Annotated in this window: 11 protein-coding genes; 7 read left to right on the top strand and 4 right to left on the bottom strand. The window is 71.4% G+C overall.

What is annotated here, in order from left to right; translation table 11 throughout:
• The first annotated feature begins 8 nt into the window (after positions 1-8).
• From ACFYX4_RS02285 to ACFYX4_RS02260, 6 genes are all read left to right on the top strand, one after another.
• Positions 9-920, top strand: coding sequence for a sugar ABC transporter permease (locus ACFYX4_RS02285; protein ID WP_389324401.1), 912 nt, complete (start codon positions 9-11; stop codon positions 918-920).
• Between the two features lie 227 nt (positions 921-1,147).
• A complete protein-coding gene (locus tag ACFYX4_RS02280) occupies positions 1,148-2,842 on the top strand; it encodes a glycoside hydrolase family 13 protein (protein WP_389326677.1) in 1,695 nt (564 codons plus the stop codon).
• A gap of 133 nt (positions 2,843-2,975) precedes the next feature.
• The gene (locus ACFYX4_RS02275) at positions 2,976-4,349 is read left to right on the top strand and encodes an alpha-amylase family protein (protein ID WP_389324398.1); all 1,374 of its coding nucleotides are present in this window, start codon (positions 2,976-2,978) and stop codon (positions 4,347-4,349) included.
• Positions 4,350-4,501: 152 nt separating this feature from the next.
• Positions 4,502-9,943 carry a pullulanase-type alpha-1,6-glucosidase gene (pulA, locus tag ACFYX4_RS02270; RefSeq protein ID WP_389324395.1) on the top strand — a complete coding sequence of 1,814 codons (5,442 nt, stop codon included), beginning with the start codon at positions 4,502-4,504 and terminating at the stop codon, positions 9,941-9,943.
• Between the two features lie 69 nt (positions 9,944-10,012).
• On the top strand, positions 10,013-11,656 hold the full coding sequence (locus ACFYX4_RS02265) for a SpoIIE family protein phosphatase (protein ID WP_389324392.1): 1,644 nt from the start codon (positions 10,013-10,015) through the stop codon (positions 11,654-11,656).
• 87 nt (positions 11,657-11,743) lie between these two features.
• A complete protein-coding gene (locus tag ACFYX4_RS02260) occupies positions 11,744-12,100 on the top strand; it encodes a 5-carboxymethyl-2-hydroxymuconate Delta-isomerase (protein ID WP_389324389.1) in 357 nt (118 codons plus the stop codon).
• A gap of 25 nt (positions 12,101-12,125) precedes the next feature.
• On the opposite strand, the gene ACFYX4_RS02255 is transcribed toward ACFYX4_RS02260, so the two are convergent.
• The 3 genes from ACFYX4_RS02255 to ACFYX4_RS02245 all read right to left on the bottom strand — a co-directional run bounded on the left by ACFYX4_RS02255 (position 12,126) and on the right by ACFYX4_RS02245 (position 15,492).
• Positions 12,126-12,815, bottom strand: a complete 690-nt coding sequence (locus ACFYX4_RS02255) for a TetR/AcrR family transcriptional regulator (protein ID WP_389324386.1) — start codon at positions 12,813-12,815, stop codon at positions 12,126-12,128.
• 58 nt (positions 12,816-12,873) lie between these two features.
• Positions 12,874-14,808 carry a hypothetical protein gene (locus ACFYX4_RS02250; protein ID WP_389324383.1) on the bottom strand — a complete coding sequence of 645 codons (1,935 nt, stop codon included), beginning with the start codon at positions 14,806-14,808 and terminating at the stop codon, positions 12,874-12,876.
• A 186-nt stretch (positions 14,809-14,994) separates the two neighbouring features.
• Positions 14,995-15,492 carry a tetratricopeptide repeat protein gene (locus tag ACFYX4_RS02245; protein ID WP_389324380.1) on the bottom strand — a complete coding sequence of 166 codons (498 nt, stop codon included), beginning with the start codon at positions 15,490-15,492 and terminating at the stop codon, positions 14,995-14,997.
• Positions 15,493-15,596: 104 nt separating this feature from the next.
• Between ACFYX4_RS02245 and ACFYX4_RS02240 the strand changes: the two genes are divergently transcribed.
• On the top strand, positions 15,597-16,046 hold the full coding sequence (locus ACFYX4_RS02240) for a hypothetical protein (protein ID WP_389324377.1): 450 nt from the start codon (positions 15,597-15,599) through the stop codon (positions 16,044-16,046).
• Positions 16,047-16,171: 125 nt separating this feature from the next.
• On the opposite strand, the gene ACFYX4_RS02235 is transcribed toward ACFYX4_RS02240, so the two are convergent.
• Entirely contained in the window at positions 16,172-17,806 is a 1,635-nt protein-coding gene (locus ACFYX4_RS02235; protein ID WP_389324373.1) for a DUF1996 domain-containing protein, read from the bottom strand.
• Between the last annotated feature and the right edge of the window lie 86 nt (positions 17,807-17,892).

Below are 17,892 nucleotides of genomic sequence, written 5' to 3'. Positions count from 1 at the left end.
GAGTCCCCATGAGCACCAGCACCGCCCCGACCTCCGTCGCCGAGACCGAGCAGCCCACCGCGACAGCCCCCCGGGCCGCCGCCACCCGCCGCGGCCGGCGCGGCCCCCTCGCCACCCTCGCCACCCACGGCACCCTGATCGTGGCCAGCCTCGTCGCCTTCTTCCCGGTCGCCTGGCTGATCTTCCTGTCCCTCGGCCCGGACAAGGACGACTATCTGCACCCCGGCCGCATCTGGCACAAGATGACGTTCGACAACTACACGTTCGTCCTCCGGCACACCGGGTTCTTCGACTGGCTCCAGAGCACGCTCGTCGTCGTCCTCGGCACCACCGCCATCGGCGTGATCATCGCCGCCACCAGCGGCTACGCCGTCTCCCGGATGCGCTTCCCGGGCTACAAGAAGTTCATGTGGGTCCTGCTCGTCACCCAGATGTTCCCGGTCGCCGTCCTGATCGTGCCGATGTACCAGATCATGTCGGAGCTGGGGCTCATCGACACCTACCTCGGACTGATCCTCGTCAACTGCACCACCGTCGTGCCCTACAGCGCCTGGCTGCTCAAGGGCTACTTCGACACCATCCCGTTCGAGATCGACGAGGCGGGACGCGTCGACGGGCTCACCCCCTTCGGCACCTTCCTGCGGCTGGTCCTGCCGCTGGCCAAGCCCGGCCTCGCCGTCGCCGCCTTCTACAACTTCCTCACCGCCTTCGGCGAGGTCGCCTTCGCCTCGACGTTCATGCTGTCCGACTCGAAGTACACCTTCGCCGTCGGCCTCCAGAGCTTCGTCAGCGAGCACGACGCCCAGCGCAACCTGATGGCCGCCACCGCGGTGCTCATCGCGATACCCGTCTCCGCGTTCTTCTACCTCGTGCAGAAGAACCTGGTGACCGGACTGACCGCCGGCGGCACCAAGGGCTGAGCCCGCCCTCGCGGGAGACAGGTTCCCGCGCCCCCGGACGCCCTTGGACGTCCCGGACGGCGCGGGTGGCGGCCGCGGTGTCCATCCGACCCCGCAGACACCGCGGCCGCCGCACCACCTCGCCGCCCGCCGCCGAACCCCGCCGCTGAGAACCTGTCGCCGAGAGCTCGTCGCCGAGAACCCCACGACCCATGACCGACACCCGTTTACGCACCACCAAGGACGCCATGAGCCAGCAGCAGCACGCCGCCCCGGCCCCCACGCCCCGGCCCGACACGGCCGTCGCCACCGTCGCCCGGCACCGCGACTGGTGGCGGGACGCGGTGATCTACCAGGTGTACCCGCGCAGCTTCGCCGACAGCGACGGCGACGGCATGGGCGACCTGGAAGGCGTACGCGCCCGCCTCCCCTACCTGCGCGACCTCGGCGTGGACGCCGTGTGGCTCAGCCCCTTCTACGCCTCCCCGCAGGCCGACGCCGGCTACGACGTCGCCGACTACCGCGCCGTCGACCCCATGTTCGGCAACCTCCTCGACGCCGACGCGCTGATCCGCGACGCCCACCTGCTGGGCCTGCGCGTCATCGTCGATCTGGTCCCCAACCACTCCTCCGACCAGCACGAGTGGTTCAAGCGCGCGCTCGCGGAGGGCCCCGGCTCGCCGCTGAGGGAGCGCTACCACTTCCGCCCCGGCAAGGGCGCGGACGGCGAACTCCCGCCCAACGACTGGGAGTCCATCTTCGGCGGACCCGCCTGGACGCGGATCACCGAGCCCGACGGCACGCCCGGCGAGTGGTACCTGCACCTCTTCGCGCCCGAGCAGCCCGACTTCAACTGGGAACACCCCGCCGTCGGTGACGAGTTCCGCTCCATCCTGCGCTTCTGGCTCGACATCGGCGTCGACGGCTTCCGCATCGACGTCGCGCACGGGCTGGTCAAGGCGGAGGGCCTGCCGGACCTCGGATCCCACGACCAGGTGAAGCTGCTGGGCAACGATGTCATGCCGTTCTTCGACCAGGACGGCGTCCACGAGATCTACCGGCAGTGGCGTCTCGTGCTCGACGAGTACGCCGGCGAGCGCATCTTCGTCGCGGAGGCGTGGACGCCGACCGTCGAGCGGACCGCCCACTACGTGCGCCCCGACGAGCTCCACCAGGCCTTCAACTTCCAGTATCTGTCGACCGCTTGGGACGCGAAGGAGCTGCGGGAGGTCATCGACCGCACCCTGGAGGCCATGCGCCCTGTCGGCGCCCCGGCCACCTGGGTGCTGTCCAACCACGACGTCACCCGGCACGCCACCCGCTTCGCCAACCCGCCCGGCCTCGGCACCCAGATCCGCACGGCCGGCGACCGCGAACTCGGTCTGCGGCGGGCCCGAGCGGCCTCCCTGCTGATGCTCGCGCTGCCGGGCTCGGCCTACGTCTACCAGGGCGAGGAACTCGGCCTGCCCGACGTCGTCGACCTCGCGGACGAGGTGCGCCAGGACCCGGCGTACTTCCGGGGCGCGGGCCAGGACGGCTTCCGCGACGGCTGCCGGGTGCCGATCCCGTGGACGCGCGAGGGCTCCTCGTACGGCTTCGGCGGCGGGGGCAGCTGGCTGCCGCAGCCGGAGAGCTGGGGCGAGCTGAGCGTCGAGGCGCAGAACGGCGTCCCGGGCTCGACGCTGGAGCTGTACCGCTCGGCGCTGGCCCTCCGCCGCGCCCGGCCCGACCTGGGCGCGGGCGACTCGGTGGAGTGGCTGCGCGCGCCCGAGGGCGTTCTCGCCTTCCGCCGCGGCGAGTTCGTGTGCGTCGCCAACACCACGGGGGAGTCGGTGACGGTCCCCTCGTACGGCCGTGTCCTGCTCGCCAGCGGCGATCCGGCCGAGGCGGACGGCGAGACGAAGGTGCCGGCGGACACGACGGTGTGGTGGACCGCCGTCTGACGGTCCGCTGAAAGTTCTTGCATCAACTTCACACGGCCCGCTGCCTTTTCAGGCGGCGGGCCTTTAACATCTGCGTCACCGCAAGTTTGCTGAAAGATTTCAGCAAGAGCCTTCAAAGACGAAGGAACCCCGCATGGCACGCAGATCCCTCTCCGGGGCGCTCGCACTCGCGACCGCCACCCTTGTCATGAACCCGTCCATCGCGCAGGCCTCCCCGCCCGGCGCGAAGGACGTCACCGCCGTCCTCTTCGAGTGGAACTTCGCCTCCGTCGCCCGCGAGTGCACCAACACGCTGGGCCCCGCCGGCTACGGATACGTTCAGGTCTCCCCGCCCGCCGAGCACATACAGGGCGCGCAGTGGTGGACGTCGTACCAGCCTGTCAGCTACAAGATCGCCGGACGGCTCGGCGACCGCGCGGCCTTCCAGAACATGGTGAACACCTGCCACGCGGCGGGCGTGAAGGTCGTCGTCGACGCGGTCGTCAACCACATGGCCGCGGGCGACGGCACCGGCACCGGCGGCTCGTCGTACACCAAGTACGCCTACCCGGGCCTGTATTCGTCGTACGACTTCGACGACTGCACCTCGCGGATCGTCAACTACCAGGACCGCTGGAACGTCCAGCACTGCGAACTGGTGGGACTCGCCGACCTCGACACCGGCGAGGACTACGTCCGCCGGGCCGTCGCCGGCTATCTGAACGACCTGCTGTCCCTGGGCGTGGACGGCTTCCGCGTCGACGCGGCCAAGCACATCCCCGCAGCCGACCTCGCGAACATCAAGTCCCGCCTGACGAACCCGAGCGTCTACTGGAAGCAGGAGGTCATCTACGGCAGCGGAGAGGCCGTCCAGCCCACCGAGTACACCGGCAACGGCGACGTCCAGGAGTTCCGCTACGCCTACGACCTCAAGCGCGTGTTCAACAGCGAGAACCTCGCCTACCTCAAGAACTACGGCGAGGGCTGGGGCTATATGAGCGGCTCTGTCGCCGGCGTCTTCGTCGACAACCACGACACCGAGCGCAACGGCTCCACCCTCAGCTACAAGGACGGTGCCAACTACACCCTGGCCAACGTCTTCATGCTGGCCTGGCCTTACGGGGCGCCCGACGTCAACTCCGGTTACGAGTTCTCCGACACGGACGCCGGACCGCCCAACGGGGGCGCGGTGAACGCCTGTTGGCAGAACGGCTGGAAGTGCCAGCACGCCTGGCCGGAGATCCTGCGCATGGTCGCCTTCCGCACCGCGGTGCGCGGCGAGGCCGTCACCGACTGGTGGGACAACGGCGGCGACGCGATCGCGTTCGGGCGGGGCGGCAAGGGCTTCGTGGCCATCAACCACGAGTCGGGCTCGCTGACCCGGACGTATCAGACCTCGCTGCCCGCCGGGACGTACTGCAACGTCCAGAACAACACGACGGTGACGGTGAACTCCGGCGGGCAGTTCACCGCCGGCTTGGGTGCGAATACGGCGCTGGCGATCTACGTGGGGAAGTCGAGCTGTTAGGTCAAAGGGAGGCTCGGTCATCTGCGGCGATGCCAAGACGCTGCTGAAAGTTCTTTCCAATGGTTTCAGGACTCTTGCTGAAAAGCTTTCGTCGGCGATACGGTCGCGCGGGGTCGGACCCACGAGAGCCGTAGCGCAAGGAGTCCACTGCTGTGAAACCGAGATGGCCGGCGCCGCCCGGAGGCCGAACCGCCCGAGCCGGACGCCGAACCGCCCAGGTCGGACGCCGTACCCCCGGGGCCGGACGGGTCGCCGCGGTCACCGTGACCGCGTTGGCCGCAGCGCTCGTCCAGCCCCTCGCGGCGCGGGCCGACGCCCCGCCCGCGCCCCCGTCCGACGCGAAGCTGGCGAGGGCCGAATCCCGCCACGACCTGACCCGTGAGCAGTTCTACTTCGTCCTGCCGGACCGCTTCGCCAACGGCGACACCGCCAACGACCGCGGCAGGCTGACCGGTTCACGCCTGACCACCGGCTACGACCCCACCGACAAGGGCTTCTACCAGGGCGGCGACCTCAAGGGCCTGACCAAGAGGCTCGACTACATCAAGGGCCTCGGCACCACCGCCATCTGGATGGCCCCCATCTTCAAGAACCGGCCCGTGCAGGGCACCGGGGCCAACGCCTCGGCCGGCTACCACGGTTACTGGATCACCGACTTCACCCAGGTCGACCCGCACTTCGGGACCAACAAGGACCTGGAGACCCTCATCGACCGGGCGCACGCCAAGGGCATGAAGGTCTTCTTCGACGTCATCACCAACCACACCGCGGACGTCGTCGACTACCAGGAGAAGTCGTACGACTACCTCTCCAAGGGCGCCTTCCCCTATCTGACGAAGGACGGCCGGCCCTTCGACGACGCCGACTACGCCGCCGAGGGCGGGAAGTTCCCCGCCGTCGACGCGGACTCCTTCCCGCGCACGCCCCGGGCCGCCACGAACGACAAGGTGCCGTCCTGGCTCAACGACCCCGCGCTGTACCACAATCGCGGCGACTCCACCTTCGCCGGGGAGAGCTCCGCCCACGGCGACTTCTCCGGCCTCGACGACCTGTGGACCGAGCGCCCCGAGGTCGTCAGCGGCATGGAGAAGATCTACCAGCGGTGGGTGCGGGACTTCGACATCGACGGCTTCCGCATCGACACCGTGAAGCACGTCAACATGGAGTTCTGGACCCAGTGGGCGACCGCCCTCGACGCCTACGCGGCCAAGCAAGGACGCGACGACTTCTTCATGTTCGGCGAGGTGTACTCCGCCGACACCGACGTCACCTCCCCGTACGTCACCCAGGGCCGCCTGGACGCCACCCTCGACTTCCCCTTCCAGGAGGCGGCCCGGCAGTACGCCTCCCAGGGCGGCAGCGCGAAGAAGCTGGCCGCCGTCTTCGGCGCGGACTACAAGTACACGACCGACAAGGCCAACGCCTACGAGCAGGTCACCTTCCTCGGCAACCATGACATGGGCCGCATCGGGACCTTCCTGAAGCAGGACGACCCGGACGCCACCGACGCCGAACTGCTGAGGAAGGACCGGCTCGCCAACGAGCTGATGTTCCTCAGCCGCGGCAACCCGGTCGTCTACTACGGCGACGAACAGGGCTTCACCGGTGCCGGCGGCGACAAGGACGCCCGCCAGACCATGTTCGCCTCACACACCGCCGACTACCTCGACGACGACCTCATCGGCACCGACCGCACCCACGCGAGCGACGCCTACGACCCCAACGCGCCGCTGTACCGGCAGATCAGCGCCCTGTCGAAGCTCCGCAAGGCCCACCCCGCCCTCGCCGACGGAGTCCAGACCGAGCGCTACGCGGCCGAAGGACCCGGCGTCTACGCCGTCTCCCGCACCGACGCCAAGACCGGCGTCGAGTACGTCGTCGCCTTCAACAACGCCGACGAGGCGAAGCCGGCGACCTTCCCGACCGGCTCGGCGCGCACGGCCTTCCGCGGGATCCACGGCACCTCGGCCTCCGTGACGTCCGACGCCGACAAGAAGATCACCGTCACCGTCCCGGCCGGCTCGGCGATCGTCCTCCAGGCCGCCCGCCCGCTCGCCCGGCCCGCCGCCGCGCCCGCCGTCACGCTCCGGGCCCCGGCCGCCGGAGCCACCGGCACCGTCGAGATCGAAGCCGAGAGTGGGGGAGGCGGACAGCTCGACCGCGTCGTCTTCGCCGCTCAGGTCGGGAACGGCGCGTGGCGCACGCTCGGCACCGCCGACCACGCCCCGTACAAGGTCACCCAGACCATCGGCGAGGACGTGCCGCCCGGCACCGCCCTGCGCTACAAGGCGGTCGTCGTCGACTCCGCCGGACGCACCGCGAGCGCGACCGCGGCCTCCGTCACCGGCGCGCCGCCCGTCCCCGAGACGCCCACCGCGTCCTCCCGCGACGACGCGATCGTCCACTACAAGCGCACCGACGGCGACTACGCCGGCTGGGGCCTGTACGCCTGGGGCGACCTCGCCGACGGCGAGTCCACGGACTGGCCCGACAGCCACCCCTTCGTCGGCCGGGACGCCTACGGCGCCTTCGCCTACGTCAAGCTGAAGCCGGGCGCGTCGAACGTCGGCTTCCTCGTCATCGACGAGCAGGGGAACAAGGACGTCTCCGTCGACCGCTCCATCGACGTCACCCGGACGGGCGAGGTCTGGATCGAGCAGGGCAAGCCCGAGGTCCGCACCGAGCGCCCTGCCCTTCCGTCGCCGGACAAGACCAAGGCCGTCCTGCACTACCACCGCGCCGACGGGGCCTACGACGGCTGGGGACTGCACGTCTGGACGGGCGCCGCGCACCCCACCGACTGGTCGAACCCCTTGAAACCGGTGAAGACTGACCCCTATGGCGCGGTCTTCGAGGTGCCGCTCACCGAGGGTGCCACCAGTCTCAGCTACATCCTCCACAAGGGCGACGAGAAGGACCTGCCCGCCGACCAGTCCCTGGACCTCACGGCGAACGGCCACGAGGTGTGGCTGATGGGCGGCCAGGAGAAGTACCTGCTCCCGCAGCCGGCCGGGTCCGCCGCCGCGCTCGACCTGACCACCTCCAAGGCGGTCTGGATCGACCGGAACACCGTCGCCTGGAACGGCTCCGAGGCCGCCGCCTCCACCCAGCTGCTGTACTCCCGCGACGGCTCGATCGAGGTGAAGGACGGCGCGCTGACCAGCGACGACGAACGCTGGCTCCGGCTGTCGAAGACCGCGCTCAGCGACGCCCAGAAGGCCAGGTTCCCGCACCTGAGCGGCTACGCCGCCTGGACCGTCGACCCCCGGGACCGCGACCGCGTCCGCGAGGCCCTCGGCGGACAGCTCGTCGCCTCCCAGCGGGCCGCGAACGGCGCGGTCCTCGCGGCGACGGGCGTGCAGATCGCCGGCGTGCTCGACGACCTCTACGCCGGCGCGACCGAGGCCGACCTGGGCCCGACCTTCCGCGACGGCCGCCCCACGCTGGCCGTATGGGCGCCGACCGCGCGGAACGTGTCCCTGGAACTCGACGGCGCCACCGTAAGGATGAAGCGGAACGCCGCCACCGGCGTCTGGTCCGTCACCGGCCCGAAGTCCTGGAAGGGCAAGCCCTACCGGTACGCCGTGACGGTGTGGGCGCCCAGCGTCCGCGCGGTCGTCACCAACAAGGTCACCGACCCCTACTCCCTCGCCCTGACCGCGGACTCCGAGCGGAGCCTCCTCGTCGACCTGGCCGACAGGTCCCTCGCCCCGCGCGGCTGGTCCGACTACGCCAAGCCCCGGGCCGTCCCCCTCAAGGACGCCCAGATCCAGGAGCTGCACATCCGGGACTTCTCGGTCGCCGACCCGACGGCCGCGCACCCCGGCACCTACCTCGCCTTCACCGACAAGGACAGCGACGGCTCCCGCCACCTGCGTCGGCTGGCGAAGGCCGGCACCTCCTACGTCCACCTCCTGCCCGCCTTCGACATCGCCACCATCCCGGAGCGCAAGGCCGACCAGGCCACCGTCGACTGCGACCTCGCCGCCCACGCGCCCGACTCCGACCAGCAGCAGGCGTGCGTGGCGAAGACCGCCGCGAAGGACGCCTACAACTGGGGCTACGACCCGTACCACTACACGGTGCCCGAGGGCTCGTACGCCACCGACCCCGACGGCACCGCCCGCACGGTGGAGTTCCGCCGGATGGTCAAGGCGCTGAACGACGACGGCCTGCGGGTCGTCATGGACGTCGTCTACAACCACACCGCGGCCTCCGGACAGGCCGCCACCAGCGTCCTCGACAAGGTCGTCCCCGGCTACTACCAGCGGCTCCTGGCGGACGGCTCGGTCGCGAACAGCACCTGCTGCGCCAACACGGCCACCGAGAACGCCATGATGGGCAAGCTGGTCGTCGACTCGATCGTCACTTGGGCCAGGGAGTACAAGGTCGACGGCTTCCGCTTCGACCTCATGGGCCACCACCCCAAGGCCAACATCCTCGCCGTCCGCAAGGCCCTCGACGCGCTGACGCTCCAGAAGGACGGCGTCGACGGCAAGAAGATCATCCTGTACGGGGAGGGCTGGAACTTCGGCGAGGTCGCCGACGACGCCCGGTTCGTCCAGGCCACGCAGAAGAACATGGCGGGCACCGGCGTCGCCACCTTCTCCGACCGCGCCCGTGACGCCGTGCGCGGCGGCGGCCCCTTCGACGAGGACCCAGGCGTCCAGGGCTTCGCGTCCGGGCTGTACACCGACCCCAACTCCTCTACGAGCAACGGCACTCCGGCCGAACAGAAGGCCCGGCTGCTGCACTACCAGGACCTGATCAAGGTCGGCCTGAGCGGCAACCTCGCCGCGTACCGCTTCACCGGCACCGGCGGCAGGGAGGTCACCGGCGCCGAGGTCGACTACAACGGCAGCCCCGCCGGCTACGCGGACGCCCCCGGCGACGCCCTCGCCTACGCCGACGCCCACGACAACGAGTCGCTCTTCGACGCCCTCGCCTTCAAGCTGCCCGCGACGACGAGCGCCGCCGACCGGGCCAGGATGCAGGTCCTCGCCATGGCCACGGCCACCCTGTCCCAGGGCCCGGCCCTCTCCCAGGCCGGCACCGACCTGCTGCGCTCCAAGTCCCTGGACCGCAACTCCTATGACAGCGGCGACTGGTTCAACGCGATCCACTGGAACTGCGCCGACGGCAACGGCTTCGGCCGCGGACTTCCGCCCGCCGCCGACAACCAGTCCAAGTGGCCCTACGCCAAGCCCTTGTTGAACACCGTCCGGGTGGGCTGCCCGCAGATCGACGCCGCATCGGCCGCCTACCGGGACCTGTTGAGGATCCGTACGACGGAGCAGGCGTTCTCCCTCGGCACGGCCGCCCGGGTGCAGTCGGCGCTGTCCTTCCCGCTGTCCGGCGCGGACGAGACGCCCGGCGTGATCACCATGGCCCTCGGCGACCTCGTCGTCGTCTTCAACGCGACGCCGCGGACACAGGAGCAGCGGGTCGCCTCGCTCGCCCGGAAGGGCTACCGCCTGCACCCGGTGCAGGCGGCGGGCGCGGACTCTACCGTCAAGTTTGCGACCTACCAAGCGGAATCGGGCACGTTCGCCGTTCCGGGGCGGACCGTGGCGGTCTTCTCCCGCACACCCTAGGCAAGGGCTTACCTTTGTGGAGCGGACCACGAACGCGGTCCGCTCCACCGGGGTGTCCGAGGGCTGACAATGGACGTCGACGGCAAGCGGACCGACACGACGGTGCTGGTCGTGGACGATGTGGCGGCCAGCCGCTTCGCCATGGGCGCGCTGCTGCGCCGCGCCGGCCATCAGGTCGTCCCGGTGGCCAGCGGCAGCGAGGCGCTCGTCGAACTCGACGTACGGCTGCGCCAGGGCGCCCTGCCCGACGTGGCGTTGGTCGACGTGGGCCTGCCGGACATGAGCGGCTTCGACCTGTGCCGCCGGCTCAAGGCCCGGCCGCACATGGCCGGGCTGCCCGTCGTGCACTTCTCGGCCGCCGCGCTCGCCCCGGGCTTCCGCTGCCAGGGCCTGGACGCGGGCGGCGACGCCTATCTGACGATGCCCGCCGAGCCCGAGGAGATCGACGCGGTGGTCCGGGCCGCGGTGCGCGCCGCCCGGCTGCGGGCCGGCGACCAGGCGCTGGCCCGCAGGCTGTCGCTGCTGTCGGAGACGATCGTCACGGTGCAGTCGGCGCGCTCCCTCCAGGAACTCGCCGACGCCGCCGCCGAGGGCGCCGGGCGGCTCACCGGCGGGCCCGCCGCCGTCTTCGTCCTCGGCCCGGACGACGTGCTCTACCGCGGCGCCTCCCGCGACCGCACCTCGCTCGCGCTGCCCGACGCGGGCGCCCACCGCACCGTGGCCGGGCTGCTGCGCCGGCTCTCCCGCGGCCAGGCCGGGGTGCAGATCACCACCGTGCCCGCCCCGCTGTGGCCCGCCGGCTTCTTCCGGCCCGGCATGCAGCACGACGCCCGGCTGGTGCTGATCCCCGCCCAGGACGGCCGGGCGTCGGTCTGCCTGGCCATGCCCACCCGCGACGTACGCCGGGTGAACCCCGAGCGCGAGGCGATGGTGGCGCGGCTCGCGCAGGCCGCCGCGCTCGCCGCCGAACCGCTCCTCATGTACCAGGTCGAGCGGCATGTCGCGCTCACCCTCCAGCACAGCTTCCTGCCCCAGCCGCACCGGCTGCCCGACCTGCCCGGCATCGACGTCGCGGTCCGCTACGTGCCCGCCTCCCGGGAGACCGAGATCGGCGGCGACTTCTACGCCGCCCTGCGCACCGGGGACGCTGTGCTCACCGCCGTCGGCGACGTCGTCGGGCACTCGCTGGAGGCGGCCACCGTCATGGTCGAGATCCGGCACGCGCTGCGCGCCTACTGCGTCGACGAGAGCGACCCGGCCGTGCTCGCCGAACGGCTGGACCGGATGCTCCTGCACTATCACCCCGAGGTCACGGCGACCGTGTGCCTGGTCCGGCTCGACCCCGGCACCGGGCGGACCCTCGTCGCCAACGCCGGTCACATCCCGCCGCTCATCGTCCGCGACACCCGCAGCGCCGACTACGTCAAGGCCGCCGGCCCCCTGCTCGGCCTGGGCGTGCCCCATCCGCCGCCCACCGAACTGTTCCTGGAACCCGGCGACCGGCTCCTGATGGTCACCGACGGTCTGATCGAGACCAGGGGCACCGACCTCGCCGTCTCCATGGAGCACCTCCGGGCGGCCTCGGCGGGTGCGCTGCCGGGACTGGACGCGCTGTGCGACACCCTGCTCGGCTGCTTCGGGCACGACCGCGAGGACGACATCGCGATGCTGGCCCTGAGCCTCGCCGCCGGGGCCGGCGAGGCGGCCGACTAGGGTGATCCGCGTCGCCCGGAACCAGGGTGCCCGAGACCGGGTCGCCCGCCGTGTCGACCGCCGTGCCGCCCAGAATCAGGAGCGCTCATGCCGCAGATCACCGTCGACTACTCCGACCGGCTCGTCGACGACTTCGACCGGCCCGGGTTCGCCACGGCGCTGCACACCGCCGTCGTCGAGATCGCGGCGGCCAAGCCGCCCGCCTGCAAGACGCAGTTCCGCCGCACCGAGGACGCCACCGTCGGCCCCGACACCGAGGGGCACGCCATCGTCCACGTCCACATCGGACTGCTGGCCGGCCGCACCGAGGAGACCAAGGCACGGCTGACCGAATCGGTACTGGACCTGCTGCGGCAGCATCTGAAGCCCGCCGAGGGCCTGGCCGTGCACGCCTCCGCCGAGGTGCGCGACCTCGACCCCTCGTACCGCAAGTACGAGAGCTGACGCGACGGCGGTCAGGCCCGGTCCGTCAGGACGCGAGCGCGATGAGCCGGGCCGCCAGGGCGCCGAACGGGCCGTCGGCCGGCTCGTCGCCCAGGACGGGCCGCAGCAGGGTGCGCAGCTCCGCGTCATGGGCGGCGCTCACCGCGGCGAGCGCGGCGAAGTCCTGCACGAGCTGCACCTCCAGCTCCTCGCGCGGGATGCGCCGCCCGTCCAGCCAGATCAACGCGGTCGACTCGGCGAGGGAGATCCAGGAGCGCACGACCAGCTCCAGGCGCGCGGGCGGATCGCTGATGCCCAGGTGGGACAGGATCTGCTCGTAGGCGGCCTGGCGCACGGAGTCGACGAGCGCGTTCGTCGTCGACGAGCCCACCGCCGGGCCGCCGCGCATCAGGGCGGAGAAACCGGGCCCGTGCTCGTCGACGAAGTCGAAGAACCGGCGCATCACGCGCAGCAGCCGCGCCCCGAGCGGCCCCGTGTGCGGCTCGGCGAACCGGCCCGCCAGATCCTGCGCGGCCCGCTTCAACGCGGCCTCGTACAGGCTGAGTTTGCCGGGGAAGTAGTGGTAGACGAGGGGGCGCGAGATACCGGCGGCCGCCGCTATCTCGTCGATGGAGACCTCGTCGGGGGAGCGACGGGCGAACAGTTCGAGGGCGACGCCGATCAACTGCTGCCGACGCTCCTCCACTCCCATCCTGCGGCGGACCCCGGTAGTCATACGAACACCTTACCGATCGAATCCGGACGCGAACGGACCGGACCGCTCACGGTGTTCGCTACCGCAGTCCGCTGATCGACCGCCCGTCCTCCAGCGTCCCCTCCACGCCCGCCCGCGCCCCCTGCTTCGCCCGTACGGCCAGCAGGTTGTCGTCCGACTCCCCGCGCACCCCGCCGGTCGCCCGCACCGACTCGGTGCCCTTGTCGCCGGCCGCGAGGAGGTACCAGGAGCCGGACTCCGACTTCCACAGCACCCCGGCCAGCACGTGCGGCTCGCGCGGACCGCACGCCGGGACGTCCCCGGCCTGGGCCGCGACCGCCCCGAAGAGACCGCCCGGCGTACGGAACTGGGCCAGCACCCTGGTCCCGTCGCCCCGCCAGGTCTCGGCGCGCGTGCACGCCCACCCGCCGACGCCGCTCCCGTCGGGCAGCGGCTGCCGCGCGTACGCCCAGGCGTTGACCGCCCGCACGCCCTGCCCGCGCACCTCGCCCAGCGAGCAGGCGAACGGCGCCCACGTGCGCAGCGCCTCCGCGCCCGTCGCGTCCTTCGGCGCGGAGGGCCGGCCGGCGGTGATCCGGGCGGGCACGAGTTCGCCCAGGTCGCTCAGCAGGTACGGGCCCGAGGCGGTCGAGAGCTGGAGCACGTTCCAGGTGGTGCAGGCGCCGGCCCGGGTGGCGGGGCTGGCCAGCGGCGAGGTGATGCCGTCGGTCAGCGTCAGGTCCATCAGCCCGGCGCCCGGCTTCGACAGGTCCCGCTCGGCCGCCTTCGTCACCCAGGGGGCCGTCAGATAGCGGACGTTGCCGTCGGCCCGGTCCAGCACCACCGCGCCCGCCTCGGGGCCGAGCGCGCCGTCCGCCCGCGCGAGGTCCAGGGCCGCGCCGTCCGTGCCGTCCTTCGGCTCGGCGTAGCGGGCGATGCGCAGACCGTCGTGGAGGATCACCACGCGCGCGGTGCCGACGTCTCCCGCGTAGAGCAGCTGGGGCGGGCCGGAGGGGCCGCCGGCCGGGGTGCCGGGCGTCGCCGAGACGCGCACGGTCTCCCCGGGACGGGCCCACACGGCGAGGGCGCGGCGCAGCAGCGCGCTGTCCCCGGTGAGCTCGCCGCGCGCGGGCCACACGGAGAAGTCGGCGCGGGTGGCGGTCTTCCAGGCGACGGGGGAGACCCTGACCAGCCGGCCCGGGTCGAGGGCGGCCTCCGCCGCCGGGTTCTGCGCGTACGGCGGGGCGGCGGCGCCGTCGGGGCCCCAGCCGCCGCCGGGCAGCGCGAACAGGGCGCCGCACACGGCGAGCGCGGCCGCGGCGGCGAGCGCGGCCCGGGTGTGCCGGCGGCGGCGCATCAGATCGGTGGGGCGGGCCTGGAGCGAGCAGGGGTCGAACTCGGGGGACTCCAGCAGCCCGTACCGGGCCGGGACGGCGTCGGCCTCGCCGAGCGCGGCGCTCGCGTCCTCCGCCCCGGCCTCGGTGAGCGCCTTGCGCACCTCGCCGTCGGAGAGCTTCTCCAGGCCGCGCAGCACATAGGCGGCGCGGGCCGGACCGGACAGCGCGGTGAGGGACTGGTCCAGCGCGAGTTCCTCGGCGCCGCCGGAGCGGGGGAAGAGGCGCAGCCCCCACACCTGGGGGAGCAGCGCCGGGAGCAGCGCCGGCAGCTGGGCCCGCCCGGCCCGGACCCGGCGCTTGAGCGGCAGCCCCGCCGCCAGTGCCGCGCGCACCACCTGGAGGCGGACGTAGGCGTAGCCGGCGTCGCCGTCACGGGCGGTGGACTGCGCCGGGATCACGGGCGCGGGGCCGCCGCCGCGGGGCAGGGCGCGCTGGACGAGAGCGTGCGCGGTCAGGACGCGCCGGCCGCGGCCGAGATCCGGGGAGAGCACCAGATAGGCGATCCGGACGAGCCGGGGGTAATGCTCGACGAGCGCGGCCTCGGCCTGCTCGACGTCGACGACCCGGTCGGCGGAGGATCCGGGTACGGGGCGCGGAACGACATCCTGTGGCTGCACGCCCAGCGCAACGAGCGAACAACCGGATGGTCACCCGGGGGGACGCGCGGGGCGGGGGAGTGCGTGCGGGGGGTTGCCCCGGGGCGGCCGTGCCCGGCGTGCCTCCCGTGCCTGGCCGTGCCTGGCCGTGCCTGCCGTGCCTGCCGTGCCTGGCCGTGCCTGCCGTGCCTCCCGTGCCTGCCGTGTCTAGTTCAGTGCCCGTGCGTAGTTCGTCATGGATCGGCGGTAGCGGGGGAGGTGGGCGGCCAGGGACTCCAGGACCAGGGCCAGGCCTTCGCGGTCGCGGCCCAGGCTGGACAGGCACAGGGCGAGGGTGGCGCGGACGGCGTCGTCCAACTCGTCGGAGGGGGCGCCCAGTTCCGGGGTGAGCAGCTCGACGCCCTCCTCCGGGCGGCCGATGTTGCGCAGGGAGCTGGAGAGCTGGATCCTGGCGCGCCGGCCCCGGTAGCCGTCGAGGCCGGCCGCGAGCGCCTCCCGGTACAGCGGGACCGCCAGGTCCGAGCGGCCGGTGGAGTCCCAGGCGCAGGCCCGCTCGAACGGGCCGAGCGGGCTGCCCGCCGGCAGTTCCGCCACGAGCGCGTCGATCACGGCCCGGAAGTCGGCCGCGCCCTCCTCGCCGTAGGCGTCGAAGGACCCCCAGGCGGCGGTCACCCGGTCTTCCCAGTCTTGGTCGTCGTGTTTCACCGGCCCACCTTGGCACGGCCGGGGGCATCGGGACACGGGTATTTTGAGCGGACCGTGCGCGGGAGCCGTATCCAGGACGAGGCTCTTCCAGGGAGGACGGACAGATGAACGTGACCCGACCGATGGCACTAGCGGTGGCCGGCGCCGCGGCGGCGCTCGCGCTGACCGGCTGCGGCGGCTCCGGCGGCGACGCGCAGGCCGCCGTCCCCGAGACGGCGACGGGCAGCCTTGAGCAGCTGGCCGCCGAGGTGAAGTGCACGCCGAACATGCAGACCGACGCCGACGAACTGCGCCAGGCGATCTGCAAGAACCCCGACGGCAAGTTCATCCTGGTCACCTTCGCCACCGACCGCGGACTGCGGGAGTGGATCAACGGGGCCAAGGACTACGGCGGTCACTACCTGGTGGGCCGCAAGTGGGTGGCCGTGGGCGAGACGAACACGGTGACGGCGCTGCGCAAGACGCTAGGCGGCGACATCGAGGACGGCATCGACCATGCCGCGCACGAGGGATCGCACGAGCCCTCCGACGGGGCGACGCACTCCGGTCACTGAGGTCACCGGGGGCTCAAGTCCGCTCGAGTCCCCGCATTCGTCACGCGGACACGCCGAAGGCCGGCGGTGAGATTTTCTCACCGCCGGCCTTCGTCTTCGCTCAGTGCTCGGTCAGACCCTCGGGGTCACTTGCACTGCTTGCCGGTGTTGATGCAGTTGACCATCTTGTTCATCAGGTTCCCCGAGAAGAAGTTGATGAAGTCGTTGTGGTCGGTGATCGGCTTGTGCAGGTTCTCCGGGAAGGAGTCCACCGCGTAGGCGTTCGTCACCACACCGTTCTGGATGGCCGGACGCGGAACGTTGTAGACCAGTCGGACCTGGAGCTGGGGGATCGCCTTGAAGCCGTTGGCGCAGGTGCCGTCCGCCTGGACGAAGGACACGTGCGTCCGGTGGTTGGCGCTGTCGATGTTCTGGCCGTCCCAGCAGCTCTGGAAGTTGGACGTCCGGACCACCTGGCTGCCCTGCGGGCAGATCGGGTACTTGTCCTTCAGCTGCACCTTGTTCTCGAAGCCGGTGCAGCTCCAGTTGACGTTGGCGTTGGCGTTGCCGTTGACGAAGGCCTTCGCGTCACCGGTGATGATGCGCAGGGCGGTCGGCATCGCGACGACGTTGCCCTTCTTGTTGCCGACGAACTTCAGCTGCGCCTGGGCGGGCTGAAGGATCTTGCCGACGTTGCCTTCCTTGCCACCACCGTCGTTGTTCTGGTCGAAGTCCTGCGAACCGTCCTGGACGCGCAGCACCGGCCAGAAGTACGACGACTTGTCGCCCTGGTTCTGGCAGCTGGTGCTCGCACCGGCCAGCTCCTGGTCGCTCGCGAAGGCGTCGTTGTTCTGGTTGCCGACGTAGTCGTGCAGGTGGTGGGCGCCGTTGGTGACACCGGGGGCCACGATCACGTTGTCCGTGTTGTGGTTGTCGTTGCCGTTGGTGCCGCAGTTCGAGGTGAAGGTGCCCCGCGAACCGCTGTTGCCGTTGGCGGCGAGACCGTTCTGACCCACGCCCAGCTGGTTGTTGTTACCGGCCTGGGTGATGTCGACGAAGTCCGCAGCGACCGGGCCGTTTCCGGCCTGACCGCCGTTGCCCTGCTGCTGACCGCCGTTGTTGCCCTGCTGGCCGCCGTTGCCCTGCTGGCCGCCATTGTTCTGCTGGCCACCGTTGTTGCCCTGCTGGCCACCGTTGTTGTTCTGGCCGCCGTTGCCCTGCTGGCCGCCGTTGTTGTTCTGGCCGCCGTTGTTCTGGCCGCCGTTGTTGTTGTTCCCGCCGTTGTTCTGGCCGCCGCCGTTGCCGGCGTTGGTCTGCACGGTCTGCGGCGTGCAGGTGGAGAGCTGGCTCAGGTTCTGGGCGGAGCCGCCGGCACGCTGGATGTTGATCCGGATCCGGTCGATCGTCGCGGTCCGCTTGTCCTTCAGCGGGCCGAGGATCGCGTTCTGGACGAATCCGGCGTCATTGGTCTGTGCCTGGCGGGTGGAGGCGAGCCGGGCGTAGGCCTCGGTGATCTGCTTGTCCAGCAGCGCCAACTCCCTGTCGACGCCCGCGCGCGCACCGCGGGGCACATTGGTCAGCTTCTGCCCGACGTCGGGGCAGGAGATGGTCGCCACCTGGGTGGCCGCGGCCTTGACCTGGTTGCGGGACGAGTTCTTCTCGCCCGCAGAAGCGTAGAAATTCGCCCAGACAAGCCCGCCCCCACCGAGCGCTAGGGCCGCCGATGCGGCTATGGCCTTGCTGGCCATCGACGAACGGCGTTTACGTGTGTTGCGTCCCATGGAACTCCTCTGACTTCCTTGCGGGGCAGCATTGAGGCGCCCGACAGGAGTGAAGCGGCGTCCATCCATACGCATGCCGCACCGGA

Source organism: Streptomyces sp. NPDC002328 (assembly GCF_042890065.1).
Lineage (GTDB): Bacteria > Actinomycetota > Actinomycetes > Streptomycetales > Streptomycetaceae > Streptomyces.
The sequence above is the reverse complement of the archived record's forward strand: the minus strand, read 5'-3'. Positions and strand labels throughout refer to the sequence as shown.

Excerpts from the sequence above, each read along its gene's own strand:
- ACFYX4_RS02275 (WP_389324398.1), top strand. The coding sequence starts at position 2,976 with ATGGCACGCAGATCCCTCTCCGGGGCGCTCGCACTCGCGACCGCCACC.
- ACFYX4_RS02255 (WP_389324386.1), bottom strand. The coding sequence starts at position 12,815 with ATGACTACCGGGGTCCGCCGCAGGATGGGAGTGGAGGAGCGTCGGCAG.
- ACFYX4_RS02280 (WP_389326677.1), top strand. The coding sequence starts at position 1,148 with ATGAGCCAGCAGCAGCACGCCGCCCCGGCCCCCACGCCCCGGCCCGAC.
- ACFYX4_RS02285 (WP_389324401.1), top strand. The coding sequence starts at position 9 with ATGAGCACCAGCACCGCCCCGACCTCCGTCGCCGAGACCGAGCAGCCC.
- ACFYX4_RS02240 (WP_389324377.1), top strand. The coding sequence starts at position 15,597 with ATGAACGTGACCCGACCGATGGCACTAGCGGTGGCCGGCGCCGCGGCG.
- ACFYX4_RS02260 (WP_389324389.1), top strand. The coding sequence starts at position 11,744 with ATGCCGCAGATCACCGTCGACTACTCCGACCGGCTCGTCGACGACTTC.
- ACFYX4_RS02235 (WP_389324373.1), bottom strand. The coding sequence starts at position 17,806 with ATGGGACGCAACACACGTAAACGCCGTTCGTCGATGGCCAGCAAGGCC.
- ACFYX4_RS02265 (WP_389324392.1), top strand. The coding sequence starts at position 10,013 with ATGGACGTCGACGGCAAGCGGACCGACACGACGGTGCTGGTCGTGGAC.